Source organism: Flavonifractor sp. An112 (assembly GCF_002161085.1).
Lineage (GTDB): Bacteria > Bacillota > Clostridia > Oscillospirales > Oscillospiraceae > Flavonifractor > Flavonifractor avicola.
This window is the reverse complement of the sequence record NZ_NFLU01000003.1, coordinates 45,660-65,982: the sequence shown is the minus strand read 5'-3', so window position 1 is coordinate 65,982 and position 20,323 is coordinate 45,660. Positions and strand designations below refer to the sequence as shown.

The 20,323-nt window shown below is 62.0% G+C and carries 19 protein-coding genes and 1 riboswitch; of the genes, 6 read left to right on the top strand and 13 right to left on the bottom strand.

Features of this window, described 5'->3' with window-relative positions; genetic code table 11:
* The 6 genes from cobJ to B5E56_RS03305 form a co-directional block, all read right to left on the bottom strand.
* Entirely contained in the window at window positions 1-738 is a 738-nt protein-coding gene (gene cobJ, locus B5E56_RS03330) for a precorrin-3B C(17)-methyltransferase (protein ID WP_087388558.1), read from the bottom strand.
* On the bottom strand, window positions 735-1,724 hold the full coding sequence (locus B5E56_RS03325; RefSeq protein ID WP_087388556.1) for a cobalt-precorrin 5A hydrolase: 990 nt from the start codon (window positions 1,722-1,724) through the stop codon (window positions 735-737). Before B5E56_RS03325 ends, cobJ begins: the two co-directional genes overlap by 4 nt.
* Window positions 1,721-2,476, bottom strand: a complete 756-nt coding sequence (cobM, locus tag B5E56_RS03320) for a precorrin-4 C(11)-methyltransferase (RefSeq protein WP_087388554.1) — start codon at window positions 2,474-2,476, stop codon at window positions 1,721-1,723. The genes B5E56_RS03325 and cobM overlap by 4 nt, the downstream gene beginning before the upstream one ends.
* A gap of 46 nt (window positions 2,477-2,522) precedes the next feature.
* On the bottom strand, window positions 2,523-3,659 hold the full coding sequence (gene cbiD / locus B5E56_RS03315) for a cobalt-precorrin-5B (C(1))-methyltransferase CbiD (RefSeq protein ID WP_343214224.1): 1,137 nt from the start codon (window positions 3,657-3,659) through the stop codon (window positions 2,523-2,525).
* A 94-nt stretch (window positions 3,660-3,753) separates the two neighbouring features.
* Window positions 3,754-3,937, bottom strand: a riboswitch (cobalamin riboswitch).
* 48 nt (window positions 3,938-3,985) lie between these two features.
* Window positions 3,986-4,438, bottom strand: coding sequence for a GNAT family N-acetyltransferase (locus tag B5E56_RS03310; protein WP_087187610.1), 453 nt, complete (start codon window positions 4,436-4,438; stop codon window positions 3,986-3,988).
* A gap of 2 nt (window positions 4,439-4,440) precedes the next feature.
* Window positions 4,441-6,876 (bottom strand): cation-translocating P-type ATPase, encoded by a 2,436-nt coding sequence (locus tag B5E56_RS03305; protein ID WP_087388553.1) that lies wholly within the window; start codon window positions 6,874-6,876, stop codon window positions 4,441-4,443.
* A gap of 190 nt (window positions 6,877-7,066) precedes the next feature.
* Here B5E56_RS03305 and B5E56_RS03300 point away from each other — a divergent pair, with 190 nt between their 5' ends.
* Window positions 7,067-7,327 carry a hypothetical protein gene (locus tag B5E56_RS03300; protein ID WP_087388551.1) on the top strand — a complete coding sequence of 87 codons (261 nt, stop codon included), beginning with the start codon at window positions 7,067-7,069 and terminating at the stop codon, window positions 7,325-7,327.
* Between the two features lie 48 nt (window positions 7,328-7,375).
* Here B5E56_RS03300 and B5E56_RS03295 read toward each other — a convergent pair whose 3' ends face one another.
* The 4 genes from B5E56_RS03295 to B5E56_RS03280 all read right to left on the bottom strand — a co-directional run bounded on the left by B5E56_RS03295 (window position 7,376) and on the right by B5E56_RS03280 (window position 11,211).
* The gene (locus B5E56_RS03295; protein WP_087388549.1) at window positions 7,376-8,326 is read right to left on the bottom strand and encodes an ROK family protein; all 951 of its coding nucleotides are present in this window, start codon (window positions 8,324-8,326) and stop codon (window positions 7,376-7,378) included.
* A 90-nt stretch (window positions 8,327-8,416) separates the two neighbouring features.
* Entirely contained in the window at window positions 8,417-9,490 is a 1,074-nt protein-coding gene (locus tag B5E56_RS03290; protein WP_087388547.1) for a lysylphosphatidylglycerol synthase transmembrane domain-containing protein, read from the bottom strand.
* Window positions 9,490-10,578: an MGDG synthase family glycosyltransferase gene (locus B5E56_RS03285; RefSeq protein ID WP_087270585.1), complete on the bottom strand. Its 1,089-nt coding sequence runs from the start codon at window positions 10,576-10,578 to the stop codon at window positions 9,490-9,492. The genes B5E56_RS03290 and B5E56_RS03285 overlap by 1 nt, the downstream gene beginning before the upstream one ends.
* A gap of 108 nt (window positions 10,579-10,686) precedes the next feature.
* Window positions 10,687-11,211, bottom strand: coding sequence for a 4'-phosphopantetheinyl transferase family protein (locus B5E56_RS03280; protein WP_242958752.1), 525 nt, complete (start codon window positions 11,209-11,211; stop codon window positions 10,687-10,689).
* Between the two features lie 341 nt (window positions 11,212-11,552).
* Here B5E56_RS03280 and B5E56_RS03275 point away from each other — a divergent pair, with 341 nt between their 5' ends.
* Complete coding sequence (locus B5E56_RS03275; protein ID WP_087388545.1) at window positions 11,553-12,251, top strand: response regulator transcription factor; 699 nt, start codon at window positions 11,553-11,555, stop codon at window positions 12,249-12,251.
* A gap of 25 nt (window positions 12,252-12,276) precedes the next feature.
* Window positions 12,277-14,397, top strand: coding sequence for a sensor histidine kinase (locus B5E56_RS03270; RefSeq protein ID WP_087388543.1), 2,121 nt, complete (start codon window positions 12,277-12,279; stop codon window positions 14,395-14,397).
* Between the two features lie 36 nt (window positions 14,398-14,433).
* Here the strand turns inward: B5E56_RS03270 and nifU are convergent, their stop codons facing one another.
* Together nifU and nifS are read right to left on the bottom strand one after the other, a co-directional pair.
* Window positions 14,434-14,874 carry a Fe-S cluster assembly scaffold protein NifU gene (nifU, locus tag B5E56_RS03265; RefSeq protein ID WP_087187602.1) on the bottom strand — a complete coding sequence of 147 codons (441 nt, stop codon included), beginning with the start codon at window positions 14,872-14,874 and terminating at the stop codon, window positions 14,434-14,436.
* Window positions 14,875-14,893: 19 nt separating this feature from the next.
* The gene (nifS, locus tag B5E56_RS03260) at window positions 14,894-16,093 is read right to left on the bottom strand and encodes a cysteine desulfurase NifS (RefSeq protein ID WP_087388541.1); all 1,200 of its coding nucleotides are present in this window, start codon (window positions 16,091-16,093) and stop codon (window positions 14,894-14,896) included.
* Window positions 16,094-16,300: 207 nt separating this feature from the next.
* Here nifS and B5E56_RS03255 point away from each other — a divergent pair, with 207 nt between their 5' ends.
* Window positions 16,301-17,425: an AI-2E family transporter gene (locus B5E56_RS03255; RefSeq protein ID WP_087270564.1), complete on the top strand. Its 1,125-nt coding sequence runs from the start codon at window positions 16,301-16,303 to the stop codon at window positions 17,423-17,425.
* A 49-nt stretch (window positions 17,426-17,474) separates the two neighbouring features.
* Here B5E56_RS03255 and B5E56_RS03250 read toward each other — a convergent pair whose 3' ends face one another.
* The gene (locus B5E56_RS03250) at window positions 17,475-18,353 is read right to left on the bottom strand and encodes a DegV family protein (protein ID WP_087388540.1); all 879 of its coding nucleotides are present in this window, start codon (window positions 18,351-18,353) and stop codon (window positions 17,475-17,477) included.
* A gap of 99 nt (window positions 18,354-18,452) precedes the next feature.
* On the opposite strand from B5E56_RS03250, the gene B5E56_RS03245 reads away from it, so the two are divergent.
* Together B5E56_RS03245 and B5E56_RS03240 are read left to right on the top strand one after the other, a co-directional pair.
* Window positions 18,453-19,052 carry a TetR/AcrR family transcriptional regulator gene (locus B5E56_RS03245; RefSeq protein WP_087270558.1) on the top strand — a complete coding sequence of 200 codons (600 nt, stop codon included), beginning with the start codon at window positions 18,453-18,455 and terminating at the stop codon, window positions 19,050-19,052.
* Window positions 19,053-19,111: 59 nt separating this feature from the next.
* Complete coding sequence (locus tag B5E56_RS03240; protein WP_087388538.1) at window positions 19,112-20,302, top strand: nucleoside recognition domain-containing protein; 1,191 nt, start codon at window positions 19,112-19,114, stop codon at window positions 20,300-20,302.
* The last annotated feature ends 21 nt before the right edge of the window (window positions 20,303-20,323 follow it).

Below are 20,323 nucleotides of genomic sequence, written 5' to 3'. Positions count from 1 at the left end.
TTACTCCCCCCGCTGGAGGTAGCCACGGGGGGTGACCATCTTACCGCCCAGCACCTTGGTCTGGCTGTTGCCGATGAACACGGTGGTGAACATATCCACCTGGGTGTCCCGCAGCTGGGCCAGGGTGAGGAGCTTGCCCTCCTCCCCCTCCCGGCCGATGTTGCGGACGGTACCGCACACGGTCTCCGGGTCCTTGTCCCGCAGCAGGATGTCGCAGGCCCGGGCCAGGTAGTCCGCCCGGCTCCGGCTGGAGGGGTTATAGAGGCAGATGACAAAGTCCGCCTGGGCGGCGGCGGTCAACCGCTTTTCAATCTTCTCCCAGGGGGTAAGCAGATCGGACAGGGAGATCACCGCAAAGTCGTGGGTCAGAGGGGCGCCCAGCACAGCGGCGCCGCCGCAGGCGGCGGTAATGCCGGGCACCACTTCGATCTCGATGGGCTCATAGTCCTGGGCCACCTCGTAGATGAGCCCCGCCATGCCGTACACGCCGGAATCGCCGGAGCACACCACCGCCACATCCTTGCCGGTGAGGGCGGCCTCCACGGCAGCCCGGCAGCGGTCCACCTCCCAACGCATCCCGGTGGACAGCACCTCTTTCTCCGGGAAATCCAGCTTGACCAGCTCAATATAGGCGGTATAGCCCACGATCAGGTCGCACCCTTCCAAAGCGGCCCGGGCACGGCCGGTGAGGTCGGCGCCCCCGCCGGGGCCCAGTCCGATGACAGTTACTTTTTTCATAGGATCTTCCTTCCCGCCACCGCCACGGTGACGCCGTTTTTTGCCTGCTTGGGCACCAGAATGGTCCCGCCGGCACACACTGCCGCCCGCTCGCACACGTTGTCCACCCCGGTGATATGGGCCACAAAGGCGGACGGGGTGAAGGTTCCCTCCGCCTGTTCCAGCTCCACCGCCGAAAAGACGGACAGGGGCAGGTTATGGGCGGCACAGAAGGCCAGCAGGCCGGGCTCGTTTTCTTTCAGATCAATGGTGGCCACCTGGGTCACCGCCTGGGCTTCATAGCCGGACAGGGCCTCATCCGCCGCCGCCTGGATGGTCTCCATGGGAGTTCCTCTCCGGCAGCCAATGCCCAGGACCAGCCCCTTAGGGGCCAGCCGCAGGGTGCGGGAAAAGGGTCCCTTTCCTTTCCGATAGGTGACCCACACTCCCAGCTCCGCATGGTCCCCGGTCAGCCCCTCCGGGCAGGAGTGGCCGAAGTCGCTGGCAAAGCCCACCGGCTTCCCCTCCAGCAGGGCGGCGGACACCTCTTTTGCCAGCACCCGGTCGGTAATGACCATGTCCCGCTCCCTGGCCCACACGTCCACGGCGAACAGGCCGTTGACGTCGGTGGCGGTGGACACTGCCGCCTGACCAACCGTGAGGGCGGCCACTTTGATGGCTAATTCGTTGGCCCCGCCCACATGGCCGGACAGCAGGGGGATGACGAACCGTCCAGCCTCGTCCACGCTTACCACGGCGGGGTCGGTAAACTTATCCTTCACATAGGGAGCAATGGCCCGAACGGCGATGCCCGCCGCCCCCACAAAGATGAGGGCATCCGCCTCGGTCCAGGCTTTGGCGGTCCAACCCTCCAGGCTATCATAGGCCTCCGCTCCCACCTCAGGGGCAAAGCGGGCGGGCACATGGAGGGTGGCTCCCAGGGCATCGGCCAGAGTACGGCCCAGAGCCGCCCCCCGTCGGGTAAAGGCGATGATGGCCGCCGTCACTTGCTGGCCTCCCGGAATTCATGGGTAAAGGTGGGGTCGTACAGCTTGGACCGCTGGTAATCGTTCCCCAGAAAATAACCGATGGTAATGAGGGCCGTCTTGGTTACATGGTTCTCCTTGGCGGCTTTGGCCAGAGTGGACACAGTGCAGCGGTACACCTTCTCCTCCGGCCAGGTGGCCTTGTACACAATGGCCGCCGGGGTATCGGGAGAATAGCCCCCCGCCATCAGCTCCTCCTCCACCTGCTCCAGCAGGCCGGTGGACAGGAAGAGCACCATGGTACAGCCATGGGAGGCCATCTTCCGCAGCTGCTCCCCCTCGGGCACAGGAGTGCGTCCCGCCATACGGGTAATGATAACCGACTGTGATACGTCAGGCAGAGTATACTCCGCGCAGAGGGCTGCGGCGGCTCCCGAGAAGGAGGACACGCCGGGAGTCACGTCGTAGGAGATGCCCAGCTGATCCAGCTCATCCATCTGCTCCCGGTGGGCGCCGTACAGAGAGGGATCGCCGGTGTGGAGCCGGACGGTGGTGCCCCCTCTGACCTCGGTGTCCTTCATCACCTCAATGACCTCTTCCAGGGTCATCTTGGCGCTGTCATAGACCTGGCAGCCCTCCTTTTTATAATCCAGCAGGGCGGGGTTCACCAGGGAACCGGCATAGATGATGACATCCGCCTCCCCCAGCAGCTTAGCTCCCCGCACGGTGATGAGATCGGCCCCACCGGGGCCCGCGCCGATGAAATGTACCATAATCGAAACTCCTATCTGTATCGGCGGACGGCCGTAAAAGTCGCCCCTACGATTGATGTTGATGCAGAGCCAGCAATTTATCCGCCCCTGTTGTCTTGCCCAGCAGTCCGTACTGGTTGGAGAAGAACACCGCCGCGATGGCCAGGTCGGGCCCGGCCCGGTGGTGCAGCACCTCCTCCAGAGCCTGGGCGATGGAGGCCATCACCGGCTTCAGCAGCCCGTCCTCTTTCAGCAGCTCTACCCCGGCATCGGTGGTAGGGCAGGCAAAGAGGGCTTTCAGCAGCGCCGGGCTCCCGCCCGCCAGGGCAGCGTGGGCGGTGAGGGTCTCCCGCCGGCCATCGGCCACCTTGGAGTGGGTGTTCATGTTCCCCGCCGCCACTTTAATCAGCTTGCCCAGGTGGCCCACCAGCAGGAAGGATCGGAAGCCCAGCCCGGCAGCGTGGTCGATGGCGTGACCCAGATAGTTGCTGCAGGTGCAGCGATGGGTCAGGTCCAGGTCCAGAGTCCCCTCCGCGAAGGAATCCCCGTAGTTGCCGGGGGTGACCAGCAGATCGGTCACGCCTGCGGCTTTGGCTATATCCTGCTCCAGGTAGAGGGAGTCAATGAGGGCGGCCTCGCTCATGGGGCGGACGATACCGCTGGTGCCCAGGATGGAGATGCCCCCTTCAATACCCAGCCGGGGGTTGAAGGTGTGGGCGGCCAGCGTCTCTCCCTCCGGCACCGAAATGGTAATGAACAGCCCGCCGGTATAGCCTGCCTTGGCCATCTCCTCCTCCGCCTGGTGCCGGATCATCCGCCGGGGGGTGGAGTTGATGGCAGCTGCGCCTACCGGCTGGTCCAGTCCGGGCCGGGTCACCCGGCCCACGCCGGTACCGCCGTCGATGATAATGCCGGGGGCGCCGGTTTTTTCCGCCCGGGCAAAAATCAGGGTACCGTTTGTCACATCCGGGTCGTCCCCGCCGTCCTTCCGGACGGCGCAGCTGGCCCAGCCGGTTCCGGCGGACTGTTCCAGCAGTTCAGCCTCCACCGTGATCCCCGCAGGGGTATCCACCCGCACTGCTGGCAAAGCCTCCCCGGTAAGCAGCAGCCGGACCGCCCCGGCTGTAGCGGCGGCGGCACAAGTGCCGGTGGTATAGCCGCAGCGCAGCTGCTTGTTCCCCACCGGGATATACAGTTCCAGCACCAGACCGCCTCCTTCGACACAAAAAGGCCCTCCCCAGCTTTGGGGAGGGCCTTTTTCAATGAAAAAATGCCGCACCTCTCCACCTCAGAGCTACGCAATACGGTATCCCTGCAGCGGGTCTCCTGGCTTGCGTTTCCTCCTCCGGCGCACCTTCTCAGCCCCACGGGCCAATGGTATTTGCGCCTTCGTCCACGCTTACAGTAGAGGTAAGACTGCGCCGGATTTGCACCGGCTTCCCCTTTCGCGGCACTGCCACAACTGCGGATACGATTCAATTCTCCGCTCATTATATCAGGACGCAGAGGAAAAGTAAAGGTAATTTCTTGTCATATGAGCGCACAGGGCGGTTCCCATACCATGACAAAATTGGTCAATTTGACCCCATGGCGTTCCACCTGCTGCTCCCGCTCCACCCGCCAGCCCCGGCGCTCAAAGAAGGGCCGGGCGGTGAGAGAAGCATGGGTCAGCCGGGCGCCGGGCAGGCCGTCGCACAGGGCGGCGGCAATCCCCCGACGCTGATAGTCCCTGTGTACATAGAGCCGGTCCAGATAGCCGCCGTCGGCCAGGTCGGCAAAGCCCACAATGACGCCGTCCCACTCCGCCACCAAAGTGGTGTGGGCCTGAAAGGAGGCATCCCAGGCCGCCAGATCCACCTGGCCATCGGCCCAGGCATCCAACTGCTGCGGGGTATAATCCCGCCCGCACACCCCATGGACCGTCTGATAGAAGAGCTCCGCCAGAATGGGGCAGTCCGACGGGCGGTAGGGCCGTACCGTCAAACTCATGTGCGGTGCCCCAGGTGTCTGGCCTTGTCCCACAGCAGAGCGCCGTACTGACATACCTTCAGCAGCACGTTCATCACCGGGTAGGACAGGCCCAGGAACACCACCAGTACGAGGAAGGACTGAATGGTCAGCTGGCTCAGGCCAAAGCTGGCGCCAAACCAGATAATGGCCACCGCGGAGGAGGCAGACATGGCGATCATCAGTACCCGCCGCTTCCAGTCGAAGGGCTTACACACCTGATAGAGCACCAGCAGGCCGATGACCACCAGCAGAATGGTGGACATGGTGGACAACTCGTTGGTGGTGAAACCGAAGGCCAGATAGAAGGCCTCCAGCCCCAGCACGATAATCAGGTCGGTAAGGCCGCCGGGCAGGGCCGCCCGGAACACGTTGGTGAGGAATTTTCCCTTCACCAGCGCGTGGTTGGGCTCCAGAGCCAGGAAGAGGGAGGGCACGCCGATGGTGACGGCGCTGAGGAAGGAGATCTGCAGCGGGGTCACCGGGTAGGGGAAGGTGGCAAACAGAGAGATGATGGACAGGAAAAAGGAGAAGATGTTTTTCACCAGATAGAGGGCGGCGGCACGCTGGATGTTGTTGATGACCCGACGGCCTTCCGCCACCACCTTGGGCATGGCGGCAAAGTCGGAGTTAAGGAGCACCAGCTGAGCGGCGTGGCAGGCGGCCTCCGCACCGGAGGCCATGGCAATGCCGCAGTCGGCGTCCTTCAGGGCCAGTACGTCGTTGACGCCGTCGCCGGTCATGGCCACGGTGTGGCCCGCCCGCTGAAGGGCCTGGACCAGCTTGCGCTTCTGGTCGGGGGTGACCCGGCCGAACACGGTAAACTCCCGCACCGCCCGGTCCATGTCGGCATCGGAGTGGAGGGTGGCGGCGTCCACATAGCGGTCCGCCCCCTGGATGCCCGCCTGACGGGCCACCTCGGCCACCGTCACCGGGTTATCGCCGGAAATGACCTTAACGGCCACCTTCTGCTCAGCAAAGAACTGGAAGGTCTTGGGCGCCGATTCCCGCACCCGGTTGGACAGCAGTACCAGGGCCATGGGGCACACCCGCCGGGGGTCCAGCCCCTTCTGGTCGGGCATCCCCTGGTATTCGGCAGCCAGCAGCACCCGGTAGCCCTTGGCGGACCAGGGGTCCACCTGCTCCTTCAGATCCCCGTACCGGGGTCCCAGGATGAACTCGGGAGCGCCCACCAGATAGGCGCCGTGGCCGGGAAAGACGGCGGCGCTCCACTTGGTGGCGGAGGTGAAGGGGATGGTCTTTTCCGCGTGCCAGGCCGACCGGCCGTGGAACTTCTTCTGCATGGCCCGGGCAGTATCGTTGTCCGCCTCGGAAACCTGATAAAAGGCGTTGAGGATCTCGGTGACCTCGGTCTCGGCGTACTTTTCCGGGTCCAGGTACACCACCTCGCCCACCTCCATCCGGGGCTCAGTGATGGTGCCTGTCTTGTCCACGCACAGCACATCCACCCGTGCCAGGGTCTCGATACAGTTCATATCCTGGGCCAGCACCTTGCCCTGGGCCAGCCGGATCATGCTCACCGCCAGAGCCACGCTGGTCAGCAGGTAGAGGCCCTCGGGGATCATGCCGATGAGGGCAGCCACCGTGGACACCACCGTCTCCTGGAAGGTGCGGCCCACAATAAAATATTCCTTGGCAAAGAGGGCGATGCCGATGGGGATGAGCAGGATACCGATGACCCGGATCAGCTTGTCCAGAGAGGACATCATCTCGCTCTTGCCCACAGTGACGTCCTTTTTGGCCTCCAGGGTAAGGCGGGCGGCGTAGGAGTCGGCCCCCACCCGGTCCAGCCGGGCCCGGCAGCGTCCCGCCACCACAAAGGAACCGGAGAGCAGGGCGTCTCCCGGCCGCTTGATGATGGCATCGGCCTCGCCGGTAATGAGGGCCTCGTTGACCTGGACCTGACCGGCCAGCACCGTGGCGTCGGCAGGGATCTGATCGCCGGAGGCCAGCTCGGCCACGTCGTCCCGCACCAGATGGGCGGCGGGCACCGAGCCCAGCTGCCCCTCCCGCACCACGTTAGCCCGGGGAGCCGCCAGCAGGTTCAGCTTGTCGATGGTCTGCTTGGAGCGCAGCTGCTGCAAAATGCCGATGCCGGTGTTGGCCATGGCGATGAGCAGGAACAGCAGATCCTCCACCGATCCCACAAAGATCAGCAGAGCAGCCAGCACCACAAAGATGAAATTGAAGAAGGTAAAGACATTAGCGCGCACGATCTGGCCCACGGTCTTGGTGGGGGATTCCACCGGATCGTTGGCCCAGCCGTTCTGCTGGCGCTCCCGCACCTGGATCATGGTCAGGCCCAGATTGGGATCGGCGCTCACCCGGGGCACATCCCGCCGGGGACGGGGGACAGCCTGAGGAGATGGATGCTGTTTCTGCTTGCCTTTCATGTAGTCGCCCTCAATACTGTAAATTCCGTCCTCAGGACGGACAATTTCCAAAATCTTGTCACATTATAGCCGATTTTTTCAGCGCATACAAGGCCGCCGGATAAATCTTAACCAATTCTCCACAATTTCTTAAGTCAGGGGCATGGAGCCCCTCCTTCTCCGCTATACTGGAATCAAAGGAGGGGTATCCATGGAGCCCATTTCAGACAAGATGCAGGTCCTGCTCCGGCTGGCACTGTGCGGCGGCGGAGCCGCCCTGCTGTACGCGGGCGCTCTCAAGCTGCCCGCTCTGGCCGACCGCCGCCCCTGGCTGGAGGAGCACCGGCTCCAGGTCATAGCCCTGGGAGCGGCGGGGCTGTTCGGCCTGTCCCTGCTGGCCTTTCCCCGTCCGGCGGTGGAAGAGGAGCAGGAGGCGCCCGACTGCTGCGACGGCTATGAGCCGGTGGAGTAAGCCGCCCCAAAAGCACAGGGCCCGCCGTCCGGCGGGCCCTGTTTGGGTTTATCGGAAAAGGGGCAGCAGGGCCGCGCCGATGATACCGGCGTCGTTGCCCAGAGCCGCCCGCACCAGCCGGGTACGGTGGACGCTGTTGCGGGCGTAGTCCTCCCGATTCAGGATGTAGCGCACGGGAGCCATCAGCGTCTCCCCCTGGGCGGAGGGTCCACCGCCGATGCAGAACACTTCCGGCTGGAAGATGTTCACCAGGCTGGCCACACCGCAGCCCAGGTAATCCACATACTCATCGATGACCTTTCCGGCGGCCGCGTCGCCCAGGGCGGCGGCGTCAAAGGGGGTGCGGCCGTTGACCGCCTCCAGAGTGCCCGCCAACTCCCACAGCTTGGAGTCGGGGTGTTCCTCCATGACCTCACGGGTGCGCTTGATGAGGGCGGTAGCGGAGCAGTAGGCTTCAAAGCAGCCCTTCCGGCCGCAGGTACACAGCCGGCCGTCGTGCTCAATGACAAAGTGGCCCACTTCCATGCCGGCGTAGTTGAAGCCGGTATACAGCTTGCCGTTGAGGACAGCGCCGCCGCCCACACCGGTACCCAGGGTAATGGCGATCATGGACTGGCTGCCCTTGCCGGCGCCGGCGGCAAATTCGCCCAGAGCGGCGGCATTGGCGTCGTTCTCCAGGTAGATCTTTTTGTTCAGCCGCTCCTCCATCAGGGCGGTGAGGGGCACATTGGAAAAGTCCAGGTTGGACCAGAACCGGATCACGCCGGTATCAGGCTCAATGGTACCAGGGGAACCAATGCCCACCGACTCAATATCATCCATGGACAGGCCCACCTGCTCCACCGCCGCCCGGGAGGTTGCCGCCATCTGATCGGCTACCTGTTCCGCCGGCACACCCCGGGGGGTGGGCAGACTGACCTTGCCCAAAAGTTCACCGTTTTCAGTCACCACAGCGGCAGCCACGTTGGTGCCGCCCAGATCGATCCCCAAATAGTACATCATCCCGCCTCCTTTGTTCTTCTCCCTGATTATAATGCACCCGGCCCGGCGGCACAAGAGGAAAAAACGGCGTCCATAGGACGCCGTTTTTCAGGTCACGATAGGCCCCCGGGCCTGCTTAGGGTAAGGGGTGGAATCCTCCATTCTCCGCTGGCGGCGGGTCCGCAGATGGACCGCCAGCGCGACAATGGCGCTGATCACCAGGAAGGAGTAGAAGCTGATGCCCCGGGACACCAGCACGGCAGGCGTCACCAGGCTGGAACCGAAGAAGAGGGCCATGGCGGTCACAAAGCCGCCCTCAGAGGCGCCCACGGCGCCGGGCAGCGGCAGATTGGCCACCGCCAGGGTCACCAGCGCCTGGGTGGCGATGATCTCCAGCGGACTGGCGCCCGACAGGCCGAAGGCGTAATATACCGCCACAGGAACGGAGAAGAGCGCGGTGAGCTGGACGATGGTGATGAGCACCAGGCCCACCATCATGCCCGGATTCTGTTTGACGCACTGGGCGCCCTTGTGGTACTCCTCCATCTGCTTCTCCAGCCGCTGGCGGGCCTTGTCCTCATTGCGGATGATGCGCACCTTCACCAGCAGCTTGAGCACGCCGCCGGTAAGCTTGCGGGCTGCGTTGGGCAGGAACATCAGGGAGAGCATTCCCACTGTCAGGCTGCCGTTGACCACCACACCGTAGAGCAGCAGCAGTCCCAGACCGCTCCCCAGATTCTGCACCAGATAAAAGTGGGTCAGGGCCGCCGCCAGAGCATAGACGATGACCACCGCCTGATAACACACCGCGATGAGCATCATATTCAGCGCGCCGTGGGCCGCCGGGATATTGTCCTTGGACATATAGTAGACCTGAGCCGGCTGACCGCCAGTAGAGGAGGGGGTAATGGAACTGACATAAAAGCCCACAAAGGAATAACCCAGACAGCGGCGGTAGCGCACCTTATGGCCCAGACGCCCCAAAACGATCCTGGAACACAGGGCCTCGCTGCCCACAAACACAAACATCATACCCAGCCCCACCAGCAGCCACAGGGGATTGAGCTGCCGCAGGGTGCTGGCCAGCCGCGAGAAGGACATATCCCGGAGCAGCATATAGCCGGTAAAGGCCATGAGAGCCAGGATCAGCCCGATACCGACCAAGCTCTTCCGTTTGTCCATCAGGCGCACACCCCTTTTCCCGCAGTGAGCCGGGCCAGGATATGGGTCAGGCTCTCCTGCTCCAGCTGTTCTTTCAATGCGTGCATTTTGGCCGACATATCGGCCAGCGTATAGTCGTCATAGATCAGTTCCCGAATGGCGGTCAGGCACTCGTCGGGCTCCTTGGCCGCCACACGGCCCAGTCCCCGCTTCACCAGGAAACGGGCGTTGTTCTTCTCCTGCTCCAGGAAGGGCTCCCAGGCCAGAATGGGCAGCTCGGAGAAAATGCTCTCAAACATGGTGATGCCGCCGGGCTTGGTGAGCACTAGGTCGGCCCAGGCCATATATTCATAGACCCGGTCGGTAAAGCCGATCACCCGGATGTTCTCATATTTGTTGACCAGCCGGTCGTACAGCTTCTGGTTGCGGCCGGTAATGATGGTGGTATGTACGCCGGGCATGGTGTCCAGCGCCTCATAGAAGGAATCCTTCCGGGGCATCATGCCCAGGCCGCCGCCCATAATGAGCAGGTTGCGTTCCTTTCGGTCGCCCCGGTGGACGGGCAGCTTAAACTCCGCCCGGACGGGAATACCAGTGACATAGATGATGTCCCGGCTGACCCCCTTGGCCGCCAGCCGCTCCCTGATCTCCTCGGTACCCACCAGATAGCAGTCGGTAACCCGGTGGATCCACTCGGAATGGCTGGTCAGGTCGGTGACGCAGGTCACCATGGGCAGGCTGCTCCCCGTCTCCTTCTTCCAGCGGGCCACAATGCGGGCACAGATGGGATGAGTGGCGATGATCACATCGGGCCGCTTGCGTTCGAAGAGCTCCTCCACCCGGTCGGGGCACTGCTCATCATTCAGGGGCCGTTCGTCGGAATCCTTGTTCTGGGTAAACTTATAATAAAGGTTGAACAGTCCGCTGCCCCGGGTCACCAGGACATTGAACCACTTGTACATGGACTCGGAGTTGTGGTTGGTATAGGCGATCAGGTCCATGACCTCCACCTGTGCTTCCGGGAAAGCCCGCAGCAGCTGCTGACGCAGGGACATGGAGGCCGACCAGTGGCCCATGCCGAACTTACCCGTTACGATCAGGATATTCACGCTGCTCCCTCCTCACGATACTCTTTCTCATGGTCAAGTATAGCGGGTGTTCTTTTAGAAAATCAGAGCCTGTTTCTTAAAAAGATATTAAGAAAAAGAAACAGATTGTCACTTTCCCGCCCAGACCTGCCTGGGCAGGGGCTCTTTTCCAGCAGTACACACCGCCGCCCGCCAGTCCGGACCGGCGTAGGCCCCAAAGCGCAGGCCGTCTTGTTCCCCCGTCTGTCCCGGCTCCAGCAGAGGCACGCCAATGGTCCGGGGCGCTTGACGCAGGCCGGTCCCCAGGCACTTGACCTTGGCCTCCTTCAGGGTCCACAGGGTATACAGGCTTCCCCAGTCTCCCCCCCGGTCCTGGAACCAGGCAAATTCCTTCTCCGAGAGGACATAACGGGCCAATCCTGCCCGCCGGGGCCGCACCCGCTCCACATCCACCCCCAGCGGAGCCTCATCTGCCCCGCACAGGGCCAGGCCGCCGCTGTGGCTCAAGTTGAAGTGCAGGCCGGGCACATCCGGAAACCAGGGCTTCCCCGACTCCATGCGGGCCACCCGGGGCAGTTCCGTCCGGCCAAAGTTCTCCCTGATCAGACGGGCGAGCAGCGCCCAGGCGTCGCCATTCTCCATCCGGAGCACCATCGTTGCCCGCCTCCTTCCGCAGCCACAAAAAGACGGCGAGCCCCGCCGGCCGCTTCACGGCACGGCAGGGACGCCGCAATATGCGTTTATTCATCATTATATCCGTCCGTCTCCCAATCCGCAAGTCCTTTTTACGTCATGATACCATTTTTCACAGTTTTTCCCTCTTCATTGAAAAAGAAGAAGAGGCCATTTACCCCTGCATTTGCTTTTACCGGTGGTTGGAGGTACAATGAGATATAACACGCATCAGACCAGACGCTCTTAAAGGCTTTTTAAACAAATTCCCGTTCCGCCCTTAAAAGACGTCTGCTATTCTTTACAGCATACGAGGTGAGCCTATGTATACCATTCTCGTCTGTGATGACGACCGCGACATTGTTTCCGCCCTGGACATCTACCTGACCAGCGAAGGTTACCGCACCGTCAAGGCCTACGACGGACTGGAGGCCATCAAGGCAGCCGAGGCCCAGCCGGTGGACCTGATCCTGATGGACATCATGATGCCCGGCCTGGACGGCATCCGGGCCACCGCCAAGCTGAGGGAAAAGTTCAATGTTCCCATTATCCTGCTCACCGCCAAAAGTGAGGACGCCGACAAGGTTCTGGGACTGAACATCGGCGCCGACGACTATATCACCAAGCCCTTCAACCCCATCGAGGTCATTGCCCGGGTGAAAAGTCAGCTGCGGCGCTATACCAGCCTGGGCGGTAAAAGCGGCGCCAGTGAGAACACCCAGCTGCTCACCAACGGCGGCATCGCTCTGGACGACAGCGCCAAGTCGGTCACCGTGGATGGGGACCGGGTGAACCTGACCCCTCTGGAGTACAACATCCTCCTTCTGCTGCTGAAAAATCCCGGCCGGGTCTTTTCCACCAGCCAGATCTACGAGCTGGTATGGAACGATCCCTCCCTGGGTTCGGAGAACACCGTGGCGGTCCATATCCGTCACCTGAGAGAAAAAATCGAGATCGATCCGGCCAACCCCAGGTACATTAAAGTGGTGTGGGGGCTGGGCTACAAGATGGAAAAGCTTTGACCCATTCAAAAGGAGGGGAAACACCATGAAAAAACTGGGGACCCGGCTGGTGGTGAAGGCGATCGCCTTCCTTCTGGCCCTGGGCACCGGCGTTGGGGGCTTCTGGGCCACCCTGTTTATCCTCTCCCAGTGGGACACCCTGTGGACCGGCGTTGGCTACTACTCCAGCAACGCCTGTTCTCAATACATGAGCAACTGTATGGTACCGGTGGAAGAACTGGCCCGGCTGCTCCAGTATCAGGCCTGGGAAGCCCCGCTGTCCTACCTGGACCAACAGCGCCTCAGCGATCTGGAATACGCTCTGGACAGCGAGCGCACCAATTTCTGCTTTACCATCCGGCGCAATGACAGCGGCGCGCTGGTCTACTCCAATCTGGAGGATGGCCAGACGGTGGAAAGCAGCGTCCATACCGTCCTGCGGGATTCCATTGACGTCACCTACAACGACGGCGGCGAGCGCCGGAAGGATTACTTTGTATGGAACGGAGAAAAGCAGTTTTATCTGCTCTATGTGGTGCTGGACAACGGCACCGAGCAGCTGCTCACCCCTACCGACGCCGCCCTGGCAGCTCAATACGGCTACACCTTTAACGGAAACTCCTGGGACTACAACCAGGCTCAGGACAGCCGCCTGCTCTATACGGAGCTGGCCATTGAATACGGCGTGGCCTATCCCCTGTCAGTCCACGATGAGTTCTGGGACAGCTTCCAGGATTTCAACGAATATGCCAGGTACCTGCCCGCTCTGGCGGTGCTCACCGTAGTGCTGGACGTATCCTGCGTGCTGGCCTGCGTCTTTCTATGCCGGGTGGTAGGACGCCGTCCCGGCAGAGAGGACATCATCCCCAGCCGGTTTGACCGCATTCCGCTGGACCTGCTGGTACTGCTGGAACTCTGGGTCATCATCCTGCTGCTGACCGGCGGCGATCCCATGGCAGTGGCCCTTAACTCCAACGGCCCGTCCACTGATGTGGTGGTGGGGCTGGCCCTCGTCTCCAGCGGGGTGGGTCTGTGTCTGCTCTCCTCCCTGCTCACCCTTATGACCCGCATCCGCACCAAAACCCTGTGGACCAACACCCTTGTTTGGCGGCTGATCCAGGTACTGGGCCGGGCGATCCGCAACGCCGCCCACAGCTGGCCCCTGACCGGGCGGGTCATCGTGCTCTTTCTGCTCTATCTGGTAGGCACCTACCTCACCGCCCTCACCATAGTGCTTGTTCCGGTCTACCAGGGCCTGGTGCTGTGGCTGCTGTGCCGCTGGGCCATCCAGTGGCACCGGGTTCGCCAGGGCGCCGACCACATCCTGGGCGGCGACCCCAGCTTCAAGATCGACACCAGGGGCCTGTACCACGACCTGGCCCAGCACGCCAAGCAGCTCAACGACCTTGGCGGCACCATTAGCCAGGCAGTGGATGAGCGCATCCGCAGCGAACGTTTCCGGGCGGAGCTCATCACCAACGTATCCCACGACCTGAAAACCCCCCTGACCTCCATCATCAACTATGTGGATCTGCTGAAAAAGCAGCCCATTGACAACCCCCAGGTCCAGTCCTATATTGAGGTACTCACCCGGAAAAGCCAGCGGCTGAAAAAGCTGACCGAGGATCTGGTGGAGGCCTCCAAAGCCTCCACCGGCACCCTGCCCGTCCACCTGGAGCGGCTGGGTATGGTGCAGCTGGTCCAGCAGGCTCTGGGTGAATTCGAGGAGCGATTTGCCCAGAGCAATCTGGCGGTGGTCACCCTCTATCCGGAAGAAGAAGTATGGATCATGGCGGACGGCCACCACCTGTGGCGGGTCATCGACAACCTGCTGTCCAACTGCAACAAGTACGCTCTGGAGGGCACCCGGGTCTATCTGGAGATCACCCGCCGGGATAACAGCGCCGTATTCTCGGTGAAAAACATCTCCCGGCAGCAGCTCAACATCCCCCCAGAGCAGCTGATGGAGCGTTTCGTCCGGGGAGACACCTCCCGCACCACCGACGGCTCCGGCCTGGGGCTGTCCATTGCCCGCAGCCTTACCGAGCTGCAGCACGGACAGTTCGATCTGAGCATCGACGGCGACCTGTTCAAGGCCACCGTCACCTTCCAGCTGGCTCCCCCGCCCAAGGCGGAGACGGAGCCCCAGCTTCCCCCGCCCGCATAAAAGAAGTCCTGCCGTTTTCACGGCAGGACTTCTTCGTTATCCGCAGGAGGAGCAGCAGTGCCCCTCCTCACAATCGCAGGGCAGCTTAAGGGACTCGGGCACCGGCTCTCCCTTCTTCTGATAGTAGTCGGCCAGCGCCGCCTTGATGGCCTCCTCCGCCAGCACGGAACAGTGCATCTTGTGGGCGGGCAGCCCGTCCAGGGCCTCAGCCACGGCGGCATTGGTAAGGGTCATGGCCTCGGCAATGGTCTTGCCCTTGATCATCTCGGTGGCCATAGAAGAGGTAGCGATGGCAGAACCGCAGCCGAAGGTCTTGAACTTCACGTCGGTAATAACGTCGCCGTCGATCTTCAGATACATCTTCATGATATCGCCGCACTTGGGATTGCCCACCTGGCCCACCCCGTCGGCGTTCTCGATCTCTCCCACGTTGCGGGGATGCTCAAAATGGTCCATCACTTTATCTGAATACAGCATTGTAGTTGCTCCTTTCCAATTACAGTTCCCAGGTGGGTTTCTGGGCTTCCTTGTCCCACACCGGGGACATCTCCCGCAGGTAGGCTACCACGGCGGGCACTTCTTTCAGGATATAATCCACGTCCTCCTCGGTATTCTCCGCTCCCAGGGAGAGCCGCAGGGACCCATGGGCAATGGCGTGGGGCAGTCCGATGGACAGCAGCACATGGGAGGGGTCCAGAGAGGCGGAGGAACAGGCCGAACCGGAGGAGGCACAGATCCCCTTGGCGTCCAGATGGAGCAACAGGGCCTCACCTTCCACACCTTCAAAGACAAAAGAGGCGGTGCCGGGCAGCCGCTTCACCGGATGGCCGGTGAGGCGGGTATAGGGCAGCGCGGACAGGCCGGCGATGAGCTTGTCCCGCAGAGCGGCCAGCCGGGCGGACTCCTGGGCCAGGTGGTCCACCGCCTCCTTCAAAGCGGCAGCCATACCGACGGCGCCGGGCACGTTCTCAGTGCCGGAGCGGCGGCCCTTCTCCTGTCCGCCGCCCTGGATGAGGGCGGGCAGCCGGAGGGGCTTTTTCATATACAGGGCCCCGATCCCCTTGGGTCCGCCGAACTTATGGCCGGACAGGGAGAGCAGGTCCACATTCCACGCCTCCACATCCACCGGGATGTGGCCCACCGCCTGGACGGCGTCGGTGTGGAACAGCACCTTATGGGCTCTGGCAATGGCGCCGATCTCCGCAATGGGCTGGATGGTACCGATCTCATTGTTGGCGGCCATGACGGAGATCAGGATGGTATCCGGCCGGATGGCCTGTTCCAGGTTGGCGGGGTCCACCAGACCGTCCCCGTCCACCGGCAGGTAGGTCACCTCATAGCCCTGCTTCTCCAACCACTGGGCGGTATGGAGGATGGCGTGGTGTTCAATGGCGGTAGTGATGATATGGCCGGTCTTTTTGCCCTTGAGGGCCATCAGTTCGGCCACCCCCCGCAGGGCCCAGTTATCGGCCTCGGTGCCGCCGGAGGTAAAATAGACTTCTTCCGGCTTTGCGTTCAGGCAGGCGGCCACCTGAGCCCGGGCTTCCTCCAGATGGGTCTTGCCCTCCTGGGCAAAGCGATACAGGCTGGAGGGATTGCCATAATCCCGGGTAAAGTGGGGCAGCATAGCGGCAAGAGCGGTATCGGTAACGGCTGTAGTAGCCGCATGATCGGCGTAGACAAATTTTTCAGACATCGGTGGCTCCTTTCCGGAATCTACTTAATTCCTATCTGTTTACTAGATTATACGAAATCTCACTTTGTTTGTCAAGCAAAATCTTCCGGCCGCATTTGATTCGGCCGCTAATTAAATTTTCTTAAAGATCCTGCTTTCCCGTTGACGGTATGCGGCGAGGGTGCTATAGTGGAGTCACCAGTTCCTGTAAAGAAATCGAGGTTTCACATGGATAAGAAACTCTTCCGCAGTATCCTGCTCATTATTACATACGCAGTCCTGCTGGTTATGGTCCTGGCCCGTCTGGATGTGATCGGCGGTGTGCTGGGCACTTTACTGGCGGTCTTTAAGCCGCTGATCATCGGCTTCTGTCTGGCCTTTATCCTCAACCGGCCCTGTCAGTTCTTTTACCGGCTGTACAGCCGTGGGCTGGACAAAACACCCGCCCGGGGGGCCGCCCGCCCGCTGGCGGTGCTTACCGCCTATCTGGCCCTCATCCTCCTGATCGTGGCGTTGTTCTCCTTCGTGCTGCCCAAGCTGGTGGAGAGCATCCAGACCTTTGTGCTCAATCTGGGCGGCTACATCACCAACGCCCAGAACTCCATCAACCAGCTGCTGGAATACCTGCACCTGGACATCGAGCAGCTGGACCTGTCCAGCCTGAACACCACCCTGGAGGGTGTGCTCAAAAACGCCCTGAACATCCTGTCCAACCTGGGTCCCCGGTTGGTGGAGTTCACCACCGGTCTGGTCTCCATTCTGGTCACCGGCGTGCTGGCCCTGGTCTTTTCCATCTATATGCTTTCCGGCCGGGACAAACTGCTGGGCCAGTGCCGGCGGCTGCTGAAGGCCTATGTTCCCGCCAAGGTGGCCGGCCCCATCTCGGACGTGGTCTCCCTCACCGCCGCCACCTTCACCAAATTTGTTACCGGTCAATGTATCGAGGCCTGTATCCTGGGCAGCCTGTGTTCCCTGGGAATGCTCTTTATCCAGCCGGATTACGCCCCCCTCATCGGCGTCACGGTGGGAGCCTCCGCCCTCATCCCGGTAGCGGGCGCCTACATCGGCGCCATCGTATCCGCCATCCTGCTGCTGATGGTCTCCCCGCTGAAGGCCTTTATTTTCGTGATTTTCCTTATTATCCTCCAGCAGGTGGAGGGCAATGTGATCTATCCCCGGGTGGTGGGTACCTCCCTGGGACTGCCCGGCATCTGGGTGCTGGCCGCCGTTACCGTGGGCGGCAGCCTGCTGGGCCTGGTGGGTGTGCTCATCAGCGTACCCATCGCCTCGGTGATCTACACCCTGCTCCGCCGGGACATCCACAAGCGCCTGGGACCCCCGGACCAGGCCTGAAAACTATAAAAAAAGCCTGCTGCCGCAGCAGCAGGCTTTTTTGTACTTGTCAATCCTCCAGAATCTGGATGCCGCCCCCCAGCACACCGTCGCCGATGTACACGCTGAGGGTGGCGTCAATCTCGCCCTCCCACATATGCACAGCGTCGGGGAAGCGCTCCTTCATCCGAACGGCAAATTCCGCCATCTCCTCGGGCGCGCCGCCGTTGGCAATGCCCAGGTTGTACCGGACGCCGGGCCGGATGTGCTGTTCCATCAGCTCCAGGATCTTGTCCTGAACCTGCCGGCGGCCCCGCACCTTGGCCACGCTCTGAAGCTGGCCGTCGGTGGCGAAGGAAATCACCGGCTTGATGCTCAGCAGGGTACCGGCAAAGGCGGCCACCTTTCCAATCCGCCCGCCCTTGCTCAGGTATTCCAGGGTGTCCACCGAGAAGAAGGGGAAGGTATTTTCGATCAGCTTGGGTACCCGGTGGCTCACCAAAGTGTCCCAGTCCATCCCGGCCAGAATGTCCTCCCACAGCTGGAGCACCATGATCCCCATACCCAGGGAGCCGCTTTTGGAGTCGAACACGGCGATGTCCAGGTCCTTCCGGGTCTCCGCCTGGAGGCGCACCATATTATAGGTGCCCGACAGCCCGGAGGAAAGCATGACGGCCAGCACCTTTTCATAGCCGTCGGCCTTGATGCGGTCCAGGGTGTCGCTGATGCTGCCGCCGTCAGGCAGAGAGGTGCGGGGCAGCTCTCCCCGATGGAGGCGGTCATACACATCCTTGGCAAAGATGTCCACTCCGTCGGAGTATTCTCCGTCGTCGCAGACGATCTTCAGGGGCACCGTATAGATGGGCTTATCCGCCCGCAGCGCAGGGGACAGGTCGGCGGTGGAATCGGTAAGCAGCGCGATCTTCTGTACGTTTGACAAGTTGATCATCCTACCCTATAATCAATATTGCGAAACTGACATAACGTCGTTATGTGACTACTTAAATTATAGCGGCAAAGAGCCGCTGCTGTCAAGAGGTGGAAGCCAATGGAGGACTATCGGACCCGCAGAAAAGAGCAGGCCAGGCAGACCGAACAGGCCATTTTGCAGGCCGCCATGGATCTGTCCCGAAAGCAGAGCTTTGACAAGGTATCCATCCGGGAAATCTGCCAGCAGGCGGGGATTACGACCGGCGCCTTCTACCACCACTTCCGCTCCAAGGAGGATCTGCTCTCCCGGGGTTTCGCCCCCCTGGACACCTATCTGGAGCAGTGCCTGGCAGGCCATGAGGACGATCCCCCCGCCCGCCGCCTGTGGCGGCTCATGACCAACTATGCGGAATTTTTGGAAAACCTGGGCTGGGAGCTGGTGGCCCGGTACTATCAACGGCGTCTGGACGCCCCCGACGACACTTCCTCCATGGACTCCAGCCGGTTCACCCTCCGGGCCATGGCCGGCTGCCTGGCTCAGGCGGAGGCGGAGGGCGGACTGCTGCCCGGCTGGTCGGCGGAGTGGACCGCCGATTTTCTGCTCCGCCATTTCCGGGGCGTGGTCATTGACTGGACCCTCCACCGGGGCTCCTACCGCCTGCTGACCAAACTGGAGCAGGATTACACCCTCTTCAGCCATGTGTTCCGCACCGGCTGAGGGAGACAGGCAACTTTTGGCTCCATGGCGCATACCCATCTGTGAAGGAGGTGTGTGCCATGTCCCGGCTGCTGTCCAAAGCCAGAGTCCGCGATCTGATTCTGGGTCTTGTTCTGTTGTGCGCCACATTGGCGCTGATGCTCTACCCCAAGCCCTCCATGGAGGCGGCCCGCACCGGCCTCCAGCTGTGCTACAACGTGATCATCCCCTCGCTCTTTCCCTTTTTTGTGCTCTCCTCCCTGGTGGTGGAGCTGGGCCTGGCCCGCTATCTGGGCCGGCTGCTGGAGGGGATCATGCGCCCCCTGTTCCACGTCAGCGGAGCCTGCGCCTCCGCCTTTGCCCTGGGTTTTGTGGGGGGCTATCCGGTGGGGGCCAAGACCGCCATCAGCCTCTATGAAAAAGGGATGTGTACCCGCACCGAGGCGGAGCGGCTGCTGGCCTTCTGCAACAACTCCGGCCCGGCTTTTATCCTGGGCGTGGTGGGCGCAGGCATCTTCGCCAGCAGTACGGTGGGAGTCCTTCTCTACCTGGCCCATGCCATGGCCTCGGTATGCGTAGGGCTGCTCTTCCGCTTCTACAAGGCCGGCGAGGACAGCGGCAGAGGGAAATCCACCCGTCCCGCGCCCCAGTTTCAGGCCCAGCGCTTTTCCACCGCCTTTACCGGCTCGGTGAAAAGCGCCTTTCTCTCTACCTTAAATATCTGCGCCTTTGTGGTGTTCTTTACGGTGGTCATCCAGCTGCTTATCCGCTCCGGCTTCCTGCCCGGTCTGGCCCAGGCGCTGGGCACCGTGCTGGCCCCCTTCGGCCTGACACCGGAATGGGCCCAGCGGCTGCTCACCGGCGCGCTGGAGATCTCCTCCGGGGTGTCCACCCTGTCGGAGGGCGGCGCCCTCAGCAGCCGGTTGACCATGGCAGCCTTTATGCTGGGCTGGGCAGGCATCTCGGTCCACTGTCAGGTGCTCTCCTTCATCGGGGGCAGCGGCCTGTCGGTGGGCACCTACCTGGTAGGCAAGCTGCTCCACGGCGGTCTGTCCGCCCTTTTCATCGGCATTCTGGTCCGTTTTGTCCCCCTCAACGCCCCCGTCTCCAATTACCTGGCCGATCAGGTGGCCGGCATCGCCGGTATGGAGTTTCACGGCGCCCTCACCGCCTCCATCCTGGCCGCCTGGATGATCTTTCTGGGCTTTCTGCTGGCAGCAGCCCTGGGTTCACGAAAAAGCCTTGGCAAATGCCGCAAGCCCGTGGTATAATGACAGGTACTGAATTTATAT